The sequence below is a fragment of the Mesorhizobium australafricanum genome (assembly GCF_033977265.1).
Taxonomy (GTDB): Bacteria; Pseudomonadota; Alphaproteobacteria; order Rhizobiales; family Rhizobiaceae; genus Mesorhizobium; species Mesorhizobium australafricanum.
Genome location: NZ_JAVIIT010000009.1, coordinates 232074 through 252500, shown reverse-complemented (window position 1 = coordinate 252500; position 20427 = coordinate 232074). Strand labels below are relative to the sequence as shown.

Sequence of the window (20427 nt, the reverse complement as noted above, 5' to 3'; positions counted from 1 at the left end):
GTGATTTGTCGCAAGGGACGCTCAATCCCTTGCATATGATGGGTTTGCCTAACCGCGCCCTCGAACCGATCTCGAGAAGCTGGTCTTTTTGTGCCAATTCCATTCAGTAAGACCCCGCACAGGGTGTTGCTGGAGCGACGATCCTTCGGATCGCGCTTTGCTAACCTCGCAAGAGGGTGGTTGAAGCGACGATCCCTTTGGGATCGCGCGATGGGTATTGGCAATGAGAACGATCAAGTGTCTTAAGGGCAATTGGTGGATGCCTTGGCATGCACAGGCGATGAAGGACGTGATACGCTGCGATAAGCTACGGGGAGGTGCGAATACCCTTTGATCCGTAGATTTCCGAATGGGGAAACCCACCTAAGGTACTTGGAAAATCAGAGATGCAGGGTGACCTGCATCTGTGGTTTCCAAGTATCGCTAATAGGTAACTTATCCTGAATACATAGGGATAAAGTGGCGAACGCGGGGAACTGAAACATCTAAGTACCCGTAGGAAAGGACATCAACCGAGACTCCGGAAGTAGTGGCGAGCGAACCCGGACCAGGCCAGTGGCGATTGAGAGACAAGCGGAACCTTCTGGAAAGTAGGGCCATAGTGGGTGACAGCCCCGTACGCGTAATGCGATCAATCGTCCTTGAGTAAGGCGGGACACGTGAAATCCTGTCTGAAATTGGGAGGACCACCTTCCAAGCCTAAGTACTCGTGCATGACCGATAGCGAACTAGTACCGTGAGGGAAAGGTGAAAAGCACCCCGACAAGGGGAGTGAAAGAGTACCTGAAACCGATTGCCTACAAACAGTGGGAGCCCGCAAGGGTGACCACGTACCTTTTGTATAATGGGTCAGCGACTTAGTGTGACGAGCAAGCTTAAACCGATAGGTGTAGGCGCAGCGAAAGCGAGTCTGAACAGGGCGTTCAGTTCGTCGCATTAGACCCGAAACCGAGTGATCTAGCCATGAGCAGGTTGAAGGTAAGGTAACACTTACTGGAGGACCGAACCCATAACTGTTGCAATAGTTCGGGATGACTTGTGGCTAGGGGTGAAAGGCCAATCAAACTCGGAAATAGCTGGTTCTCCGCGAAATCTATTTAGGTAGAGCGTCGACCGAATACCCCAGGGGGTAGAGCACTGGATGGGCTAGGGGTCCTCACCGGATTACCAAACCTAACCAAACTCCGAATACCTGGGAGTACTAGTCGGCAGACACACGGCGGGTGCTAACGTCCGTCGTGAAAAGGGAAACAACCCTGACCTACAGCTAAGGTCCCCAAGTTATGGCTAAGTGGGAAAGGATGTGAGGATCCCAAAACAACCAGGATGTTGGCTTAGAAGCAGCCATCATTTAAAGAAAGCGTAACAGCTCACTGGTCTAAATAAGGGTCTTTGCGCCGAAAATGTAACGGGGCTAAAGCCATACACCGAAGCTTAGGGTTCGTGAGCAATCACGAGCGGTAGCGGAGCGTTCTGTAAGCTGATGAAGCCGTACCCGTGAGGGGCGGTGGAGGTATCAGAAGTGCGAATGCTGACATGAGTAACGTAAGGGGAGTGAGAGACTCCCCCGCCGAAAGACCAAGGGTTCCTGCTTAAAGTTAATCTGAGCAGGGTTAGCCGGCCCCTAAGACGAGGCGGAAACGCGTAGTCGATGGGAACCACGTTAATATTCGTGGGCCTGGAGGTAGTGACGGATCACACAAGTTGTCCAATCTTATCGGATTGAACGGGCAGCGGAGTGGTTCCAGGAAATAGCTCCTCCTTATAGACCGTACCCGAAACCGACACTGGTGGTCAGGTAGAGTATACCAAGGCGCTTGAGAGAACTATGCTGAAGGAACTCGGCAAATTGCACGCGTAACTTCGGAAGAAGCGTGACCCTTTTCTGCGCAAGCAGAGGAGGGTGGCACAGACCAGGGGGTAGCGACTGTTTATCAAAAACACAGGGCTCTGCGAAGCCGCAAGGCGACGTATAGGGTCTGACGCCTGCCCGGTGCTGGAAGGTTAAGAGGAGGGGTGCAAGCTCTGAATCGAAGCCCCAGTAAACGGCGGCCGTAACTATAACGGTCCTAAGGTAGCGAAATTCCTTGTCGGGTAAGTTCCGACCTGCACGAATGGCGTAACGACTTCCCCGCTGTCTCCAGCATAGACTCAGTGAAATTGAATTCCCCGTGAAGATGCGGGGTTCCTGCGGTTAGACGGAAAGACCCCGTGCACCTTTACTATAGCTTTACATTGGCATTCGTAGTGGCATGTGTAGGATAGGTGGTAGGCTTTGAAACCTGGGCGCCAGCTCAGGTGGAGCCACCCTTGAAATACCACCCTTATTACTATGGATGTCTAACCGCGGCCCGTTATCCGGGTCCGGGACAATGTATGGTGGGTAGTTTGACTGGGGCGGTCGCCTCCTAAAGAGTAACGGAGGCGCGCGATGGTGGGCTCAGAACGGTCGGAAATCGTTCGCTGAGTGCAATGGCATAAGCCTGCCTGACTGCGAGACTGACAAGTCGAGCAGAGACGAAAGTCGGTCATAGTGATCCGGTGGTCCCGCGTGGAAGGGCCATCGCTCAACGGATAAAAGGTACGCCGGGGATAACAGGCTGATGACCCCCAAGAGTCCATATCGACGGGGTTGTTTGGCACCTCGATGTCGACTCATCGCATCCTGGGGCTGGAGCAGGTCCCAAGGGTATGGCTGTTCGCCATTTAAAGCGGTACGTGAGTTGGGTTCAGAACGTCGTGAGACAGTTCGGTCCCTATCTGCCGTGGGTGTAGGAATATTGAAAGGATCTGTCCCTAGTACGAGAGGACCGGGATGGACGGATCTCTGGTGGACCTGTTGTGGCGCCAGCCGCATTGCAGGGTAGCTATATCCGGACGGGATAACCGCTGAAGGCATCTAAGCGGGAAACCCACCTTGAAACGAGTATTCCCTGAGAACCGTGGAAGACGACCACGTTGATAGGCCGGGTGTGGAAGAGCGGCAACGCTTGAAGCTTACCGGTACTAATAGTTCGATAGGCTTGATCGTTCTCATTCCTAATATCCATCAAGGCGCAATCCGAAGGATTGTCGCCATTCTCACTCACGCTTGTTCCGCCCTTCGGGCGGCGCTACGTGGGTGCGGCGCAACGGCGCCGACGGTCGGTCGACCTTGCGAAGCTTCGCTTCGAAGGCGCCAGGCTGAAAGAACGTCCAAAGGCACAACAAAGACCAGCGAACAGCTCCGAGAAAGCAGAAACTAGGTACCCCCTATTGGCTACTCGCTCATCGCTGTTCGCTCTAAAAGCTTCTCGATTTGAACGTGCGTTTTGCCGACCTGGTGGTTATGGCGGAGCGGCTGCACCCGATCCCATTCCGAACTCGGCCGTGAAACGCTCCAGCGCTGATGGTACTTCGTCTCAAGACGCGGGAGAGTAGGTCGCTGCCAGGTCTGCCAAGCGCACGTTCATCTCACATCCGGATCAAAAGATCCGGATAGAGACAAATCTTCTCATTACGATTTTTGTGATGCATGTCGTCGGCTCAAAACCGCTAACACTTTTGAGCGACATGCATAAAGGCCCGCCAAACGGGATATCGGGCCGCGCAAGCGGCCCTTTCATTTGGCGGCTCCCTTGAATCCGGTAAGCTAACACTTACCTCTATCGTTGACGCGGGGTGGAGCAGCCCGGTAGCTCGTCAGGCTCATAACCTGAAGGTCACAGGTTCAAATCCTGTCCCCGCAACCAATTTTGTCATAAATCAATAACCGCCTCGATCTGAACAATCGGGCGGTTTTTGCGTTTTGGAAGGCCACGCATCGCAGCGGCGCGCCAGAGAGGCATTCATTCAATTGATCATTGATCTCGTTCGTGCCGCATATATGGTATCGGCGTCGGTGAACTCGCCCGTGTTGGGTCTTCGAATTTTTGCAATTGAGGTTTACTACACCGCATTTCTCAACCGGTTTGAGGCACATTGGGTGCGCTAATCAACTGGCGACAGAGGCGGCGCATCTCAAGTGGGGTCTCGGTTCTTTTATCCAGCAGGATTACGTCACGTCCGGCGCTTCGAAGTCTCCGCCCTCTCTCCCGATACCACAACGCCCCGAGCACATCCCGCCGCTAGCTCGAGAGCTGCATTGGTGCTGCGATCAACGACGGCGCGGTCTCGGCGCGTTGCGATTGCTGTTCCTGGTGACGCTGAAGGGCGGGATCTGACACGTGTGCCGGTGGTCATGCGCTATCCCCGCCCCGAGAAAAATTTCACTCCGCGGCCTGCGGCCTGCCTTTTCCGATGATCGCCCGAATCTCGGAGCGGCACGAACCGCAATTGGTGCCCGCGCGCAGCGTCGAGCCGATCGCTTCTAGGCTGTCGCATCCGGAAGCCACTGCCGAGGCAAGCTGGTTGGCGCCGATATGGAAGCACGCGCACACTACCCGCCCGATGGCTGGCATCGGCACGGGCGAGCGGCCGGACAGAAGCGCATGGCGATCCGCCGTCGAGAGCTTCTGGCGCGTGGCGAGCAACGACACCAGCCAATCGCGCGCCGGCAGTTGGTCTGGAGCGGCGACGAGCAGGGCTTCAGCCATGGCGCCGCCATCGTCGATGACCGCCGCGCGATAGGCGAGCCCGCGGCGATCGGTGTATTCGAGCAACTGATCCTGCCGCTGAACTCCGAGCTGGTTGCGCGAGAGCAGAATGCCCTGGTCCGGCGGTTCGGCTCCGGTCAGCTCGTAGACCCAGCCGCCCTCGACCGCGTGCCGGCTCCAATGGACAAAGCCCGTCGGCCTGATATCGCGGCGGGTGACGAGGACGCCTGCCCAGCCGGTCTCTTCCCGCAAGATCCTGACCGGAACATGCTTGAGCTCCGGTTGGCCGGAATGCGGATCGATGATCGGTGACGACAGTAGGCCGGCGGAAGCCCTGGCTGCGAACTGCCCGCTCCAATGCATAGGCATGAAGGCCTGGCCGCGCCGCTGTGCATCCGACACCCGCACTCTCGCTCGAACGAAGCCGAAGCGGGTTGAAAGCCGGGCGAGGTCGCCATCCCTGAGATGGTGCGCGGCCGCATCGGCCGGATGGAGATCGACCGCGGGCTCCGGTGCGTTCGCCATCAGGCGCGGCACGTTTCCGGTGCGCGTCATGGTGTGCCACTGGTCGCGCAGCCTGCCGGTGTTGAGAGCAAGCGGATAGCCCGTGCCGACAGTGAAGGCAGTCGCCTCCTGCCGGACGGGCACGAAGCGGGCGCGGCCGTCCGGCGTCGGAAAACGGCCGTCGCCGAACAATCTCATCTGCTGCTCGCCTCGCTCCGACGCGGGCCAATGACGCGGCGCGAGGGCGGAATAGTCTTCATCGGTGAGATCAGCCAAGCCGCCGAGATCGAACAGGCGCTCGCCTCTGTTCTCGAAGGCGGAAAGCGCGGCATGCTCGCGGAAGATTTCGGCTGGCGACTGATAGCCGAAGGCCTCGCCAAAGCCCATGCGGGCGGCGACGTCGCAGATGATGCACCAGTCGGCTTTCGCCTCTCCTGGCGGCGGCAGGAATGGCCGCTGGCGCGAGATACGCCTTTCCGAATTGGTGACCGTGCCGTCCTTCTCACCCCAGCCGGCGGCCGGCATCAGCACGTCGGCATAGCGCGTGGTGTCGGTCCTGGTCAAATCCGAGACGACGACGAAATCGCATTTGGCGAGCGCGGCACGCACGCGCGAAGCATCCGGCATGGAGACGGCGGGGTTGGTGCCCATCACCCACAGCGACTTGATGCGGCCGTCGGCGACCGCCTGGAACATGTCCACCGCCTTCAGGCCGCCGCGCCGCGCGATGTTCGGCGCATTCCAGAAGCGGGACACACGATCGATGTTGGCCTCGCCGGCGAAATCCATATGGGCGGCGAGCTGGTTGGCCAGCCCGCCCACCTCGCGACCGCCCATGGCGTTCGGCTGGCCCGTGACCGAGAACGGCCCCATGCCGGGCTTGCCGATGCGGCCGGTGGCGAGATGGCAGTTGATGATCGCGTTGACCTTGTCGGTGCCATGCGCCGATTGGTTGACGCCCTGGCTGTAGACTGTGACCGTCCGCTCGATATCGGCGAAGATATGATAGAAGGTCTCGACGTCGGCGCCCGCCAGTCCACATGCCTTCGCGACACGGGTGATCGACGGCGCGTCGGCACTGGCCAGCGCGGCCGCGGCGTCGAAGCCCGAGGTACTCCCGCGGATGAAATCGGCATCGATCTTTCCGGCCTGAACCAGATGCGCGAGCAGCCCGTTGAACAGCAGCACATCGGTGCCGGGATCGAGCGCCAGATGCAGGTCGCATTCGTCGGCGGTCGCGGTGCGGCGCGGATCGATGACGACGATCTTCGTACCGCGTTCCCTGCGCCCCGCGAGCATGCGCTGGTAGAGCACCGGATGGCACCAGGCGGTGTTGGAGCCGGTGAGCACGATGAGATCCGCGCACTCGAAGTCCTCATAGACGCCCGGAACGATGTCCTCGCCGAAGGCGCGGCGGTGTCCGGCGACGGACGACGCCATGCAGAGCCGCGAATTGGTGTCTATATTGGCCGAGCCGATGAAGCCTTTCATCAGCTTGTTGGCGACGTAATAGTCCTCGGTGAGCAACTGGCCGGAGACGTAGAAGGCAACCGAGTCCGGTCCATGCTCGGCAATGGCCCGCGAGAATTTCTCGGCGACGAGGTCGAGCGCTTCATCCCAACCGGCCCGCCTGCCGCCGATCTCCGGCTGAAGCAGACGGCCTTCGAGGCCGAGCGTCTCGCCGAGCGCCGCCCCCTTCGAGCACAGCTTGCCGAAATTGGCCGGATGGTCGGAATCGCCGCGGACGGTCGTCGTGCCGTCCGCGGCGACCTCGGCCAGCACGCCGCAGCCCACGCCGCAATAGGGGCAGGTGGTCCTCACCTCGCGCGCTTCCTCCATGCCTCAGGCCGCTTTCGAGGCCAGCGCTTCGAGCGCGATGAACAGCCGCTCGCCCTCGACCTTGACGGGAAGCGTCCTCACCGAACCTTCGTCTGCGCCGAGCGCCTTGCCGGTCTCCAGCGAGATCACCCAATTGTGCAGCGGGCAGGTCACCGCCGCCCCGTGGACGATGCCTTGGCTCAACGGCCCGCCCTTGTGCGGGCAATGGTCCTCGATGGCAAAGACCTGATCGTCCGCGGTACGGAAGACAGCGATCTTGCCCTGTGGGGTGGCCACACAACGCGCACCGCGCGGCGGGATGTCGGCGATGGTGCCGATTGCGATCCAGTTCATGCCGTCTCTTTCCTGTCGACTCACTCCGCCGCCTCAGCGAACCCGACCGAGGCCATCGGTCGGAACTCATGCTTGTCCTTGCCGGAGACCCGCTCCGACCACGGATCCACCTGGGCGAATTTCTGGGAAAAGACGAAGCGCTGGTAATAGACCTTGCGCTTCTCGGCGTCGTCCAGGATCTGCCGCTTGATCTCGGCCGTGCCGATGCGCTTGGCCCATTTGTAGATGCGCTCCAGGTAGCGGGCCTGCTCGCGATACATCTGGACGAGCGCCACGACCACCTCCAGCGCCTCGTCCTCGGTCTTTACCAGGCCGAGCACTTCGGTGCCCTTGATATCGAGGCCGGCCGCACCCGCGAAATGGATCTCGTAGCCTGAGTCGACGCACACCACGCCGACATCCTTGCAGGTCGCTTCCGCGCAGTTGCGCGGGCATCCCGACACCGCCATCTTCACCTTGGCCGGCGTCCAGGAGCCCCACATGAACTTCTCGATGCGGATGCCGAGACCGGTCGAGTCCTGCGTGCCGAAGCGGCACCAGTCGGTGCCGACGCAGGTCTTTACCGTGCGCAGGCCCTTGGCGTAGGCATGGCCGGAGACGAAGCCGGCCTTGCCGAGATCGGCCCACACCGCCGGCAGATCTTCCTTGCGGATGCCCAGCATGTCGATGCGCTGGCCGCCGGTCACCTTGACGGTCGGGATGCGGAACTTGTCGACCACGTCGGCGATGGCGCGCAATTCGCCGGCGCTGGTCACCCCGCCCCACATGCGCGGCACCACCGAATAGGTGCCGTCCTTCTGGATGTTGGCGTGCACGCGCTCGTTGATGAAGCGCGACTGATAGTCGTCGGCATATTGATCCGGCCAGTCGCAGATCAGATAATAGTTGAGCGCCGGCCGGCACTTGGCGCAGCCGCAGGAGGTCTTCCATTCGAGCTCCTGCATGACGGCGGGGATCGTCTTCAGGCCCTTCGCCTTGATCAGGCGCCGCACATCGTCATGGCCGAGGCTCGTGCAGCCGCACATCGGCTGCACCGCCGCCGGGTTGTAGGCTTCGCCCAGCGTGAGCTTCAGCAGCTGTTCGACGAGGCCGGTGCACGAGCCGCACGAGGCCGAGGCCTTGGTGTGGGCCCGCACGTCGTCGAGGCCGGTCAGGCCCTTGCCGGTGATCGCGCCGGTGATCTTGCCCTTGCAGACGCCGTTGCAGCCGCAGATTTCCGCATCATCCGCCAGTGCCGCAACGGCCGCCAAAGGGTCCGAGGAAACGCCTCCTTGAAACGCCTGGCCGAAGATCAGCGTGTCGCGCATCTCCGAGATGTCGGTCGCCTTCTTCTTGAGGTCGTTGAACCAGGCGCCGTCGGCCGTCTCACCGAACAGCACCGTGCCGATGATGCGGTTGTCCTGCAGCACGACGCGCTTGTAGATGCCGGCGGATGCGTCGCGCAGGATGATCTCCTCGCGGTCGTCGCCGTCGGCGAAGTCGCCAAGCGAATAGAGATCGATGCCGGTGACCTTGAGCTTGGTCGGCGTGTCCGAGTGGACGAAGCGCCTGTCCTCGCTGTCCGTCAGTTTGGCTGCGGCCACACGCGCCATCTCGTAGAGAGGCGCAACCAGCCCGTAGACATGACCGCCGACCTCGGCGCATTCGCCGAGCGCCATGATGGCGGGATCGGACGTCCGCATGCGGTCGTCGACGACGATGCCGCGATTGACCTCCAGCCCGGCCTCCCTGGCCAGGACAGCGCTGGGGCGGATGCCAACCGCCATCACCACCAACGTCGCCGGAATGATCGTGCCGTCCATGAGCTCGACGCCCTCGACCTTGCCATTGCCGAAAATGGCCTTGGTGTTGGCCTTCGTCACGACCTTGATGCCGCGCGCCTCGACGGCCTTCTGCAGCAGATAGCCGGCGGCCGGGTCGAGCTGGCGCTCCATCAGCGTCGGCATGACGTGAAGCACGGTGACGTCCATGCCGCGCTCCTTCAGCCCAGCGGCGGCTTCGAGACCGAGCAGGCCGCCGCCGATGACGATCGCCTTGGCGCGCGATTGCGCCGCAAGCAGCATCGCATTGACGTCGTCGAGATCGCGATAGGTGAGCACACCGGGCAGATCCTTGCCCGGCACCGGAATGATGAAGGGCACCGAGCCGGTGGCGATGACGAGACTGTCGTAGCTTTCGGTCACGCCGTGATCCGAAGTGACGGTCTTCGCCTCTCTGTCGATGGCGACGATCCGGTGGCCCTTGTAGAGGGTGATGCCGTGCTTGATGTACCAGCCATCGCCATGGATGACGATTTCCTCGAACGCCTTCTCGCCCGACAGCACCGGCGACAGCATGATGCGGTCGTAGTTCACACGCGGCTCGGCGTTGAAGATGGTGACGCTGTAGCGGTCGGGCGCTTCCTCCAGCAGGTGCTCCAGCATCCTGCCCGGCGCCATGCCGTTGCCGATGATGACGAGTTTTTCGCTCATATCGCTCTCCGGTTTATTCGGCGGCGTAGGAAAGGGACGATGTCTTGACGGCCGCCCGGCGCTCCATCCGGCGGATGCTGAAGTACATCCAGACAAGGCAGGACAAGACGATCACGAAGAGCAGCACGAAGCAGCTCGACCAGACGCCGGTGAGGTCGTTCAGCGCGCCGAAGGCGATCGGCAGGATGAAGCCGCCGAGGCCGCCGATCATGCCGACCACGCCTCCGACCGCGCCGACGTTCTGCGGATAATAGGCTGGGATGTGCTTATAGACGGCCGCCTTGCCGAGGCTCATGAAGAAGCCAAGCACGCAGGCGACGCAGATAAAGGCGAGCGGGCCGATCTCGAAGTGGAAGGGAATCGGCCCGCTGATGCCGCGCACGACGTAGTCTGCCGAGGGGAGAGACAGAACGAGCGTCGCGACGGCACAGACGCTGAAGGTCCAGTAGAGCACGGTGCGGGCGCCGATGCGGTCGGAAAGCACGCCGCCATAGGCGCGGAAGATGCTCGCCGGGATCGAATAGGCGGCGCCGATCATGCCGGCGGTGGCGATGCCAAAGCCGTAGACGCCGATCAGATAGCGCGGCAGCCAGAGCGACAGCGCCACGAACGCGCCGAAGGAGAAGAAGTAATAGAAGGCGAAGCGCCAGACCCGCAGGTTCTTCAGCGGCGCGAATTCCTGCCAGAAACTTCTTACCGGCGTCGCCTTGCCGGCGCGGCGCTCGCGGATAACCGGATCGTCGCCGGTGGTGAACCAGAACACGATAGCCATGACGACCAGTGCCGCCGCCCAGATCAGCGCGACGGACTGCCAGCCCCAGGAAAGAAGCACGAAAGGCGCCAGGAACTTGGTGACCGCGGCGCCGACATTGCCGACGCCGAAGATGCCGAGCGCGGTGCCTTGTTTTCCGGCCGGGAAAAAGCGCGAGACATAGGCGACGCCGACAGCAAAGGAGCCGCCGGCGAGCCCGACGCCGAGCGCGGCAACCAGCATCTGCCCATAGCTATGCGCGAAGGCGAGCAGGAAGGTCGCCACCGCCGCCGCGAGCATGGTCATGGTGTAGACCAGGCGGCCGCCATAGCGGTCGGTCCAGACGCCGAGCATCATGCGCACCAGCGAGCCGGTGAGGATCGGCGTGCCGACCAGCAGGCCGAACTCGGTTTCGTTCAGCCCAAGCTCCTGCTTGATGCGCACGCCGATGATGGAAAAGATCGTCCACACCGCGAAGCAGACGGTGAAGGCGATGGTGGACATGACGAGCGCCTGCCGGGGAGCACTGTCCTGGCTGGGCGCGGCTGGGAGTTTTGCGGTCATGGTCGGCTCCGGTTTGCGGCATGGCAGGCGCCGCGTGTTGTGTTGATCGTGGTCAGCGCGGCGGGACTTGCGCGGTCACTTGCGGACCTGTGCCTTCGGGTTCGTGACTGGCGGGAAACAAGAGCAGCGCGGCGATGAACAGCGCCGCCGTCAGGACACTGCTCGCCAGGAAATCGCGGCGGGTGAAATCCTTGAGCGAAGGTCCGATCCGTTTCGCCATCGTCGTCTCCGGTCCAAAACAAAAAAGCTGCCGTCCAGGCCTCTCGCGTCCGTACATCCGGGATCGCGTGGTGACCTGAGCGGCAGCTTTGCCTGTGGCGCCCGCCATTGGACGCCTGTTCTGTTGCCCGCGAACGGGCTCGGTTATTTCAAAGCACGAAGCGTGCCAGTTTTGCGAGAGATCAGAATTTCATTTAAAATCATTATGCTAGCGCAATCGGCCTGCGGCGGAGCCAAGCTGCAACGCGGTCAAACATTGATCAATGGCATGGACATGCCGCACAAATTTTGTGCATCGCACAAGACTGGCGCGCGAATGATCAGGCCCGTTTCTGACCGGCGATGTAGGCGTCGATCCGGTCCGGATCGAAGATCTGGCCGTCGAAAAATCCGTCGGGACCCAGCGCTAGGCTCGCCCCCGCCGAGCCGACCGGCGTCGCAACCTTCAGCGCGCCCTCGACCTTGGCATTGGCGCCGGGCAGCGCCACGCCGAGCGGCTTCAGCGCCGAGCGGTAGAGGTCGGGCCGATAGCAGTCGCGGGCGATGGCGAGGTTCTGCGGTGTGTGCGGCAATTGTTCCCAGCGCACCATCTGCGTGTAGAACCACAGCGCGTGGCTCTTCCAGGGAAAGTTCGCCGCCTTGTCGAAGGGCAGGAAGAAATCCTCGACGCTCCGCTCCACGCCGCCGCCCAGTTGAAGGCGTCCGGTGAGGGCCGGCATCTGAATCGCCTCAGGCTGGCCAAGGAAAGTGGGCCTTGCCATCAGCGCGGCCAATTCGCCGCGGTTCGCCGGGTCCTGGCACCAGCGGGCGGCGTGATGCAACGCCCTGAGAAGTGCTGCAAGCGCCTCCGGGTTCTCCTGCGCCCACACCTTACGCGCGCCGATCACCTTTTCCGGACTGTTGCGCCAGAGCAGCGCCTTGACGGTGACGATGCAGCCGGTGCCGGCCGCGACGGCGGCGCTGTTCCAGGGCTCGCCGACGCAATAGCCGTCGATGCGGCCGGCAGCCAGCGCATCGGCCATGAAGGGCGGCGGCACGATGACGATCTCGATGTCGCGATCGGGATCGATGCCGCAGGCGGCAAGCCAGTAGCGCAGCTCATAATTGTGCCCAGAATGCGGATGCACGACCGCGAAGCGCAGCGGCTCGCGGCCAGCACCCGCCCGCTCGCGGATCAGCGCGCCAAGCGCTGCCCCCGCACGCCCCGGATCGAGATCGGGCGCAGCACCTTGCGCAGCCATGCCCTCCCAAACAGTGTTGGAGACGGTGACGCAATTACCGCCGAGGCCGAGCGAGAACGGCACGATGGTCTCCGAGGCAAGCGGAGTCAGCCCGAGGCTGCAGGCGAGCGGCATCGGCCCGAGCATATGCGCGACATCGAAATGGCCGATGGCGATGCGGTCACGGATGTTGGCCCAGGAGGTCTCACGCTGCAGCTTGAGCTCGATGCCCTCGCGCGCGGCAAAGCCCATCTCGGCGGCCGCGACCAGGACCGCGCTGTCGAAGAGCGGCATGAAGCCGACGGTGATTTCGTGCGCCATGCTCATTCGCCCTCCAGCGGTCCCAGCAATCCCGCCGCGGTCACCAGGCTTTGGGCGATCTCGGCGATCTTGCGGTTCTGGTTCATGGCGGTCTTGCGCAGAAGCGTGTAGGCCGCCTCCTCGCTCAAGCCCCGCGACTTCATCAATATGCCCTTGGCCCGGTCGATGACCTTGCGGTTCTCCAGCTCGCTGCGCGCCTCCTCCAATTCGCGCGCCATGCGCGAGAAGGCGTTGAAGCGGCTGATCGCCATGTCGAGGATCGGCTTGATGCGTTCCTTCTTCAGCCCGTCGACGACATAGGCGGACACGCCCGCATCGACGGCGGCCTCGATCGAGGCCTGGTCGGAGCGGTCGACGAACATGGCGATCGGCCGCTTCACCGCGCGCGACAGCTGGAACATGTTCTCCAGCATGTCGCGGTTGGGATTTTCCAGATCGATGACGATGACGTCCGGCTCGATCTCGGCGATGCGCCGGGCAATGCCCGCCACATCATGGACCACCGTGACCTGGCGATGGCCGGCATCCCGCAATCCGGCCTCGATGATCGAGGCCCGGATGCGGTTCTCGTCGATAACAAGGATGGTCAACGAACCGGCGGACATGCGCCTATTGTGCAGGCGGCCCGCAATTGTGCAATGCGGGTGGAGTCTCGGCGACGCGTTCAGCCGGACGTATGTGTCCGCTCCGTTTGGTAATCGGATTGAGTTGATGGAAGTCGTGGGGCAACGATGACCGGCAGATGTGGCGTCAGGTTGCCATACAGGGCTGTCACTGAATTCTTTGTTGAAAGGGTTTTCTATAAGGAATGCCTGCGGGCTTGAATCCAGTCCCCGCAACGAATTTTATCATAAATCAATAACCGTCCCGGTCTGACCGGGGCGGTTTTTGCGTTTGGACGGCAGGGAATCGGCTCTTCGTCCGTTCAAGAAATGAATTGCAGGACGAAGGATTCGTGCCGGTATTCGCGAGCAGGGCAGGTTCGCTCATGTGGCCAGCCAGACGCGTTCGGCCACGCGATGATCGCTGAGCAGGAAGTTGGGGTTGGCGACGAATCCCTTTACCTCCTTGCCCGCCGCATCGATCCAACTGGCGAATGCCGGGATGATGGTTGGGCAGTCGTCGTGGATCAATTGCTGCAGCTCAAAATAGACCTCGCGGCGTTTGGCCGGATCGGCGAACGAGCGTGACTCTGCGAGCTTACTGTCGAAGCTGTCGTTCTTCCAATGCGTCTCGTTCCACGGCGCGCCAGACGCATAGACGGAAGCGAACATCATGCTGGCCGAGGGCCGTCCAGCCCAGAAGGAAGCGACCCAGGGCTTCTTCATCCACACGTCGCTCCAGTAGCCGTCGTCGGGCTCGCGCTTGACGTTGATGGTGATGCCGGCGGTCTTGGCCGATTGAGCGAACAGTTCGGCCGTGTTGACCGCCTGCTCGAACGCGACGGGCGCGGCGTGCAGCTCGAGCGTAAGATCGCTCTTGCCTGCCTTCTTGAGGTGGAAACGGGCCTTGTCAGGATCGAAGCCGCGCTGCGCGATGTTCGGATTGAAGCTTGGATCACTCGCGGCGATCGGGTGGTCGTTGCCGACCCGTCCGTACCCGGCCATCAGGAGCTTCACCATCTGCTCGCGGTCGATTGCGTGCTTCAGCGCCAGGACGACGTCGGGGTTGTTGAACGGCTCCTTGGTAGCGTCCATCGGCAGCGAGAAATGCTGCTTGCCTTCGGTGACCACCAGATAGGCTCGCGGGTCCTTCTTGAGGAGCGGGGCGATCTTGTAGTCGATGCCGTTGACGATGTGGACCGAGCCGCCCTGCAGCGCCGAGACGCGGGCTGTGGCATCGTTGATTACCAGCGTCTCGACCGTTTCGACATGGCCGCGATCACTGCGCCAATAGGTCTCGTTGCGCGCCGCTGTCGCCCGTACGCCGGGTTGGAAGGCGGTAAGCTTGAACGGGCCGGTCCCGATGGCTTTCGCCCAGTCGGTGAAGCCCGCCGGCACAATGGCGAAATGCAGGTCAGACAGAACATAGTCCATGTCGGGGTTAGGCGACTTGAGCAGGATCTCGACCTGCGTTGGCGATGCGGCCCGCACTTCCGCGACGTCGGCGACCAGCCCCTTGGCTTTTGATTTCGTCTTATCACCGATATGCAGGCCCAGTGAGTATTTCACGTCCTCGGCATCGAACGTCTTGCCATTGTGAAACTGCACGCCCGGCCTCAGATTGAGGATCCAGCGCTTGTTGCCATCGCTGGCTTCCCAGCTAGCCGCGAGCTCTGGCGCCGGCTTGCCGTCGTCGCCGATCTCCACCAGCGTGTTATAGACCTGCCGCGAGACGTTGATGGAAAAGGTGCCGATCAGCTGCGTCGGGTCGAGCGTGTCGGCGGAGCTGCCGCCGTTGAGGCCAAGGCGTAGCGCGCCACCCTTGCGTGGCGCCTCGGCACGGCCGGCATGGGGAAATGCCGCCGAGGCGAAGGCAGCCGCGGCGGCCGTCTTGATGAAGCTGCGGCGATTCATGCTGTCCAGGCTCGAGAAGACGCTTCTTCCGTTCATGTCATTCTCCCATTGTTCAGTAGGCGCCAAGGACTTCGTTGACTATCAGCGGCTGTGGCGGTAGCCGCCGGTCGAGAACCGTGTTCAGCGTGCGAACCTGCGCGCTGAATGCTGGCTCCGGAAACAGATTCCAGTGCTCCCAGGGATCTTCGCTGAGATCGAACAGCTCCCCCCACGCCCGCTGGTTGGGATAGCGGGTGAACCGCCACTCCTTGGAAATAACGGACTGGTTATAGAGGCTGGCGTCCCGTCGCGGATGGTACTCGGCGAACAGGAAGTCGCGGACACCGGCGATCCGGCCGTCGATCAGCGGCTTGAGATCGGTGCCGTCGGTCAGCGGTGCCGGTAATCCGAGCAGCGATGCGATGGTCGCGAACAGGTCGAGATGACTGGTAAGCGCATCGAGGCTTGTTCCGGCACGAATGCCTGGACCGCTGAGAACCAGCGGCACCTGTAGCAATTGCCGGTATGGCGGCGGTCCCTTGCGCAGCAGGCCGTGGTCGCCGAGCAGCTCGCCATGGTCGGCGGTGAAGAGCACATAGGTGTCGTCGAGGACGCCGGCGGCGTCCAGGGCCGCGACCACCCGACCAACGGCGTCGTCGATCATCTGGATCATGCCATGCGTGTGGGCGATCGCGGTGGCCAGTGTTTCGTCGGAGATGTCGTCGGTGCGCAGGAGGAAACCTTGCTCGCGCGGCTGCTCGCCGCTGGCGATGTAGGGCACTTTCGTCGGATCGTCGCCTTCGCCGAGATAGGCCGGCATGCGCTCCAGCTCGCCCGCCCGGATGGTTGGCTTGGGCATCCGCTCCGGTCGGAACAGGTCGCAATAGGGCCGGGGAGGGGCGAAGGGATGATGCGGGTCCGGAAACGACACGAACAGCCCGAACGGGTCCGCCTGCTTGCCCCGGTGCTCGATGAAGTCGATGGTCCGGTCAGCGATCCAACTGCTGTAGTGCAGCTCCGGCGGCACCGCGCTTTTCCAGACTTCGTTCAGATCCAGTGCGCGGCTGTCGGGGCTGGCGTCTGGCTCGTAGAGGTCCATCACTTCGGGATGGTTGTGCTTTACCCAGGCGGCATAGTGCCCGGCGCGGATGGATTCGTTGGCTTCGCCCATCACGAGGTCGACACTGTCGAAGCCGAAATAGGGACCGTGCCAGTCCTCGCTGCCGGGCCTTTCCCAGTAGGCAAGCGATTCCGGCATGTCGCGTTCGGCGGGCGCGAGCAGCGGCTGGAAGTGTAGCTTGCCGACGCCCTTGGTGGCGTATCCGGCAAGCGACAGCGCATGCCACAGGCTAGGCAGCCGCTCGTCGAGCGCCACGCCGTTGCGCCACAGCCCGTGGTGGCGTGGATAAAGCCCCGTAGCCATGGTCGCGCGGCTCGGCGAACAGATCTGGTTGGGGGTATAGTGGCGATGGAAAGTCGCGCCGCGCGCGGCGATGCGGTCGATGTTGCGAGTATGGGCGACGCGATTGCCGGTGACCGAGAGCGCGTCATAGCGCATCTGGTCGGCACAGATGAAGATGAGATTTGCTCGCTTCACGACGGCTCCGCCCGTTTCTGCCAGGCTTGCAGCTAGGGCCCGAAGCGCGGCGAAATCAAAGATCAAGATTTTTGTCTGGTATGTGCTAATCCTATACCGGGAGGAAGAGATGCGTTTTTCCGGGCTCAGCGTTCGTCAATTGGAGGCCTTCGAGGCAACGATGGTGGCCGGCTCGGTGTCGGGCGCGGCGATCGCGCTCAACGTCTCGCAACCAAGCGTCAGCCGGCTGCTGCAGGAGTTGGAGATCGACACCGGCCTCAGCCTGTTTGATCGCTCGCACGGCCGGCTGGTTCCGACCGAGCAGGGGCTGCTGTTCTACGGCGAGGTCGGCAAGACCTTTCACGGCGCGCGCAACCTGATCATGGCGGCGCAGGAGATCAGGGAACTGAAGCGCGGCGTCGTGCGCATCGGCACGCTGGCGGCGATGTCCTTCAAGGTCGTGCCGGAAGCTATTCAGCAGCTTCGGGCGCGATTTCCGGAGGCCAGGACCACCATCGCGGTGCGCAGCTCGACGGAGATCGTCTCCTCCGTCGCCTCGCGCCTGACCGACGTCGGCGTCGTGGATGCCGGCGTTTCCTTCCTCGATGCCAAATGCGTCGCTACCTTCGAGCGCAACAGCGTCTGTGTCATGGACCAGAACCATCCGCTTGCCGATAGCGAGCTGGTCCGGCTGGAGGATTTTTGCCGTTATCCGTTTGTGTCGTTGGGCGAGCTCTATTTCCGGCGCAGCCGTGACGGCGCCAGGTTGCTCGAGGCGACCGCGGCCAACACTGTCGCCGACATTTTCCAGTCGTTCCTTGCTTGTGCACTGATCAGAGGTGGCTCTTCGCTGGCTGTCGTCGATCCGTTCACTGCAGACTTCTATTCAGAGTTCGGACTGGCACTCAGGCCCATCGAGTTCGACGTTCCGTTTCGCATCTCGATCATCGTCAATGATCGGTCGGCGACGGGGGCGGCGGCCGGTGAGGTCATCGAAGCGATCACCGATCTGATCGCCCAGGACCGAATCACAGGTGCAAAATAGCAGCTCATCAGTCGAAGCGGGACAGGTGCCCGGCGCGATTGCGGGTCCCCGCAACCAATTTCATCATAAATCAATAACCGTCCCGATCTGATCAATCGGGGCGGCTTTTTTCGTTTGGATGGGCACGCAATCGCCGCGGCGCACCAGAGGGCGCATCACCGCTCCGACATTCCCGAAAGCCAGCAAGACGAGCAGATCGGCCAATTTTGGGCGGCGGTTCACACTGAAATTCTTCGCCAGACCTACCCGGGCGCACGGCCCGGAGGTGACGCGGCATGAGATCAATCACCTATTCGGCAAAGGATAGACGCCCTAAGCCGTTGAAAAAGCGAGCGACAGGCCTGGCAAATGCCACCGGTTTGCTATCGCGTCACGTGACGTCACGCGTGACAGGTCACGACGCCAAAGCAAAGGCCGGTGTGCGATGAGTGCTCGGCTACATGTTGCTGCAGGGACGGATCGGCGGCTTCGGGGGAAGTGCCTGGCGCCTGAGAGGAACGTCAGAGCGACGTTCGGATCGGCTTGACATTAGCGGTGGTGGTGGATTGAGCGGTGGCCGCACCCCTAGCGAGCAGCGCCGCCGACGTTTCGGCGAGCTTCCAAGGACTCCTCCCGAGAGACCTACTCCAGCAGTTCGTTCCTACCACAACCACCGACGCGCGCGCATTAAACTTTGACGTGTGGGAGGAATATATCGATTAACCCGGCGGCAGAGGTGGTCACGCGACAGCCGCGGCCGTCACGCTCACAGCCCTGGCATCAGGAAGGGCTGGCTGATGGCTTCAGAGCCCCAACGTCCAGTCGGCCTTTGGCAGTCTCCTGATCGGCCGGTCAGGCTCGACCGATACAGCTTCGATCACCTCGGCCGCTGCCTTCAGGACCAGATCTGCCGAGCGATCGACCTCATCGAGCCGCCGCATGATCCGAAGGCGAAGGCGCACGAGTTGGTGAAGCTCGACACGCCTCTCGCCAATGGTCAGAGATTCAAAACGCATGACACTGTGTACTCGAAACGCGGTGGTGCTGATGGCTACCGTCGCTCAGATCGGTTGCTCCAACGAGATCGCCATAAGGCGAAGCGCCTTCAACCTTTGATGTACGGGCACGTGCTCTTCACGGGTCTGGCCTTCGCCGTCGCAAGGGCCGAGGCGGTCGACCGGGGGGCGTTCTGTAATCGATCCGGCCTCAAGGCCGCCGACCGCCGCGCTCCAAAATTCACGCTCTGGCGAATTAAAGCTTCGGAGGGGCTAATTCGATGAAGCGCGGAAGACGACCCCTGCCGGGCCCGCCTGCATCTCGTCACGGCCACCTACCGCGCGGACAGGCACGGCAAGGGTTTCGGATTTCGGCGAGTTGCGCAAGGCAATAACCCGGCGCCAGCACGACCTCTATTTCGTCGCCTTCGATCTCCTGCATCTGAACGGACACGACTTGCGAGACATGCCACTGATCGATCGGCGAGAGATCCTTGAGGCGATGATTCCGGCCGGGATACGCATTCAGTTCAGCCCGGCGATGCACGGTCGATCCTCCTGGTCGATCAGACCGGGGTCGAAGGTATGGTTTCGAAGCGCAAGGATAGCGTCTATCGCAGCGGCAACTCGACCTCATGTCTGAAGGCCAAGTGCTACACCATTGAGGAGTACGAGCTGCTCGGCGTCGAGCGTGAGCCGGGCAAGCCAGCCTTTGCGCTGATGGCCGAGCGCGGCACCGGCCGCTATATCGGATCGGCTTTCATTACCTTGAACCGGGAGATGCGCGAACGGCTGTGGGAGCGCGTCCAGGAGCACGTAGGGACCGCGCCAAAGGGCATGAAGCGGTTAAGCCGGGCCTGATCGGCCGTGTAAAGCACCTGCGGGGCGAGGAGGATCTGCGCCACGCATCGTTGCAGGACTTTTGCGAGGAATAGCGAGGAGACAAGCCCATGCCGATCTCGCCCTCGCACCTTCGCGGTGATAGCGACCTTCGTCGCCGATGTTGAAAACTGCCCTTCACCATACCATGGGTCTGGAGCAGCTTAGTCAAGCGATTCGCTAATGGAACATCGGGCTATGGGTGAGGTTGATTAAGCAGTCGGCGCGCTCCTGCTAAGCGCGTCGAGTCGGGTGGGACGCCTTCTGCAAATGCAAGGCTTCACACTCGATAAAGAGCCCGTCTGGCACCATGGCAGGCGGGCTCTTTCAATGGAGAAGCGGATGAGCAGGAGCCAAAAATCGAGGCGAATATGGACTTCAGTCAGCATCCTGATCGCGGGATTTGTGATCCTCCTGCTCATCGGACTTGGCTACGCTGTCCTCATCCAACAATCGGTCGGCTAAGTTTCGCTTACAAACTTTCGCGAGGAATAGGAGAGGCGCGAGATGCCAATACGACAAGAGCCAAGGATGCAGGAATTTTCGAGCCGGCGGGCTTGATCTCCTCGCGACCGTGTTCGACCGGTTGAAATTCGACGGCCAAACCGCCGAGATCGACGACCATTAGTTTATGTGCACGCGTCGCGTGTAGTGGTATATTG

At 61.8% G+C, this 20427-nt stretch carries 14 protein-coding genes, 1 tRNA gene and 2 rRNA genes; 7 read left to right on the top strand and 10 right to left on the bottom strand.

Annotated features, from left to right (window positions below; translation table 11 throughout):
• Positions 1–231: 231 nt before the first annotated feature.
• The 3 genes from RFM98_RS19490 (at position 232) to RFM98_RS19480 (ending at position 3731) form a co-directional block, all read left to right on the top strand.
• Positions 232–3031, top strand: a 23S ribosomal RNA gene (locus RFM98_RS19490).
• 287 nt (positions 3032–3318) lie between these two features.
• Positions 3319–3433 (top strand): 5S ribosomal RNA (gene rrf / locus RFM98_RS19485).
• A gap of 221 nt (positions 3434–3654) precedes the next feature.
• A tRNA-Met gene (locus tag RFM98_RS19480) sits at positions 3655–3731 on the top strand.
• 516 nt (positions 3732–4247) lie between these two features.
• On the opposite strand, the gene RFM98_RS19475 is transcribed toward RFM98_RS19480, so the two are convergent.
• From RFM98_RS19475 to RFM98_RS19435, 9 genes are all read right to left on the bottom strand, one after another.
• The gene (locus RFM98_RS19475; RefSeq protein ID WP_320310398.1) at positions 4248–6917 is read right to left on the bottom strand and encodes a nitrate reductase; all 2670 of its coding nucleotides are present in this window, start codon (positions 6915–6917) and stop codon (positions 4248–4250) included.
• A gap of 3 nt (positions 6918–6920) precedes the next feature.
• The gene (gene nirD / locus RFM98_RS19470) at positions 6921–7250 is read right to left on the bottom strand and encodes a nitrite reductase small subunit NirD (protein WP_320310397.1); all 330 of its coding nucleotides are present in this window, start codon (positions 7248–7250) and stop codon (positions 6921–6923) included.
• Between the two features lie 20 nt (positions 7251–7270).
• Complete coding sequence (gene nirB / locus RFM98_RS19465; RefSeq protein WP_320310396.1) at positions 7271–9721, bottom strand: nitrite reductase large subunit NirB; 2451 nt, start codon at positions 9719–9721, stop codon at positions 7271–7273.
• A gap of 13 nt (positions 9722–9734) precedes the next feature.
• The gene (locus RFM98_RS19460; RefSeq protein WP_320310395.1) at positions 9735–11036 is read right to left on the bottom strand and encodes an MFS transporter; all 1302 of its coding nucleotides are present in this window, start codon (positions 11034–11036) and stop codon (positions 9735–9737) included.
• A 52-nt stretch (positions 11037–11088) separates the two neighbouring features.
• Positions 11089–11256, bottom strand: a complete 168-nt coding sequence (locus tag RFM98_RS19455; RefSeq protein WP_320310394.1) for a hypothetical protein — start codon at positions 11254–11256, stop codon at positions 11089–11091.
• Between the two features lie 319 nt (positions 11257–11575).
• Entirely contained in the window at positions 11576–12802 is a 1227-nt protein-coding gene (locus tag RFM98_RS19450) for a CmpA/NrtA family ABC transporter substrate-binding protein (protein WP_320310393.1), read from the bottom strand.
• Entirely contained in the window at positions 12799–13401 is a 603-nt protein-coding gene (locus RFM98_RS19445; RefSeq protein WP_320310392.1) for an ANTAR domain-containing response regulator, read from the bottom strand. Before RFM98_RS19445 ends, RFM98_RS19450 begins: the two co-directional genes overlap by 4 nt.
• Positions 13402–13782: 381 nt before the next feature.
• Positions 13783–15348, bottom strand: a complete 1566-nt coding sequence (locus RFM98_RS19440; RefSeq protein ID WP_320310391.1) for an ABC transporter substrate-binding protein — start codon at positions 15346–15348, stop codon at positions 13783–13785.
• A 16-nt stretch (positions 15349–15364) separates the two neighbouring features.
• Positions 15365–16954 carry a sulfatase family protein gene (locus tag RFM98_RS19435; protein ID WP_320310390.1) on the bottom strand — a complete coding sequence of 530 codons (1590 nt, stop codon included), beginning with the start codon at positions 16952–16954 and terminating at the stop codon, positions 15365–15367.
• Between the two features lie 43 nt (positions 16955–16997).
• Between RFM98_RS19435 and RFM98_RS19430 the strand changes: the two genes are divergently transcribed.
• Positions 16998–17912, top strand: a complete 915-nt coding sequence (locus RFM98_RS19430; protein ID WP_320310389.1) for a LysR substrate-binding domain-containing protein — start codon at positions 16998–17000, stop codon at positions 17910–17912.
• A 63-nt stretch (positions 17913–17975) separates the two neighbouring features.
• Here RFM98_RS19430 and RFM98_RS19425 read toward each other — a convergent pair whose 3' ends face one another.
• Complete coding sequence (locus RFM98_RS19425) at positions 17976–18116, bottom strand: hypothetical protein (protein ID WP_320310388.1); 141 nt, start codon at positions 18114–18116, stop codon at positions 17976–17978.
• Positions 18117–18688: 572 nt separating this feature from the next.
• Between RFM98_RS19425 and RFM98_RS19420 the strand changes: the two genes are divergently transcribed.
• The 3 genes from RFM98_RS19420 to RFM98_RS19405 all read left to right on the top strand — a co-directional run bounded on the left by RFM98_RS19420 (position 18689) and on the right by RFM98_RS19405 (position 19747).
• On the top strand, positions 18689–19171 hold the full coding sequence (locus tag RFM98_RS19420) for a hypothetical protein (protein WP_320310387.1): 483 nt from the start codon (positions 18689–18691) through the stop codon (positions 19169–19171).
• A gap of 94 nt (positions 19172–19265) precedes the next feature.
• Positions 19266–19529, top strand: a complete 264-nt coding sequence (locus tag RFM98_RS19410; protein WP_347349896.1) for an ATP-dependent DNA ligase — start codon at positions 19266–19268, stop codon at positions 19527–19529.
• Complete coding sequence (locus tag RFM98_RS19405) at positions 19472–19747, top strand: hypothetical protein (protein WP_320310386.1); 276 nt, start codon at positions 19472–19474, stop codon at positions 19745–19747. Before RFM98_RS19410 ends, RFM98_RS19405 begins: the two co-directional genes overlap by 58 nt.
• Positions 19748–20427 lie beyond the last annotated feature (680 nt).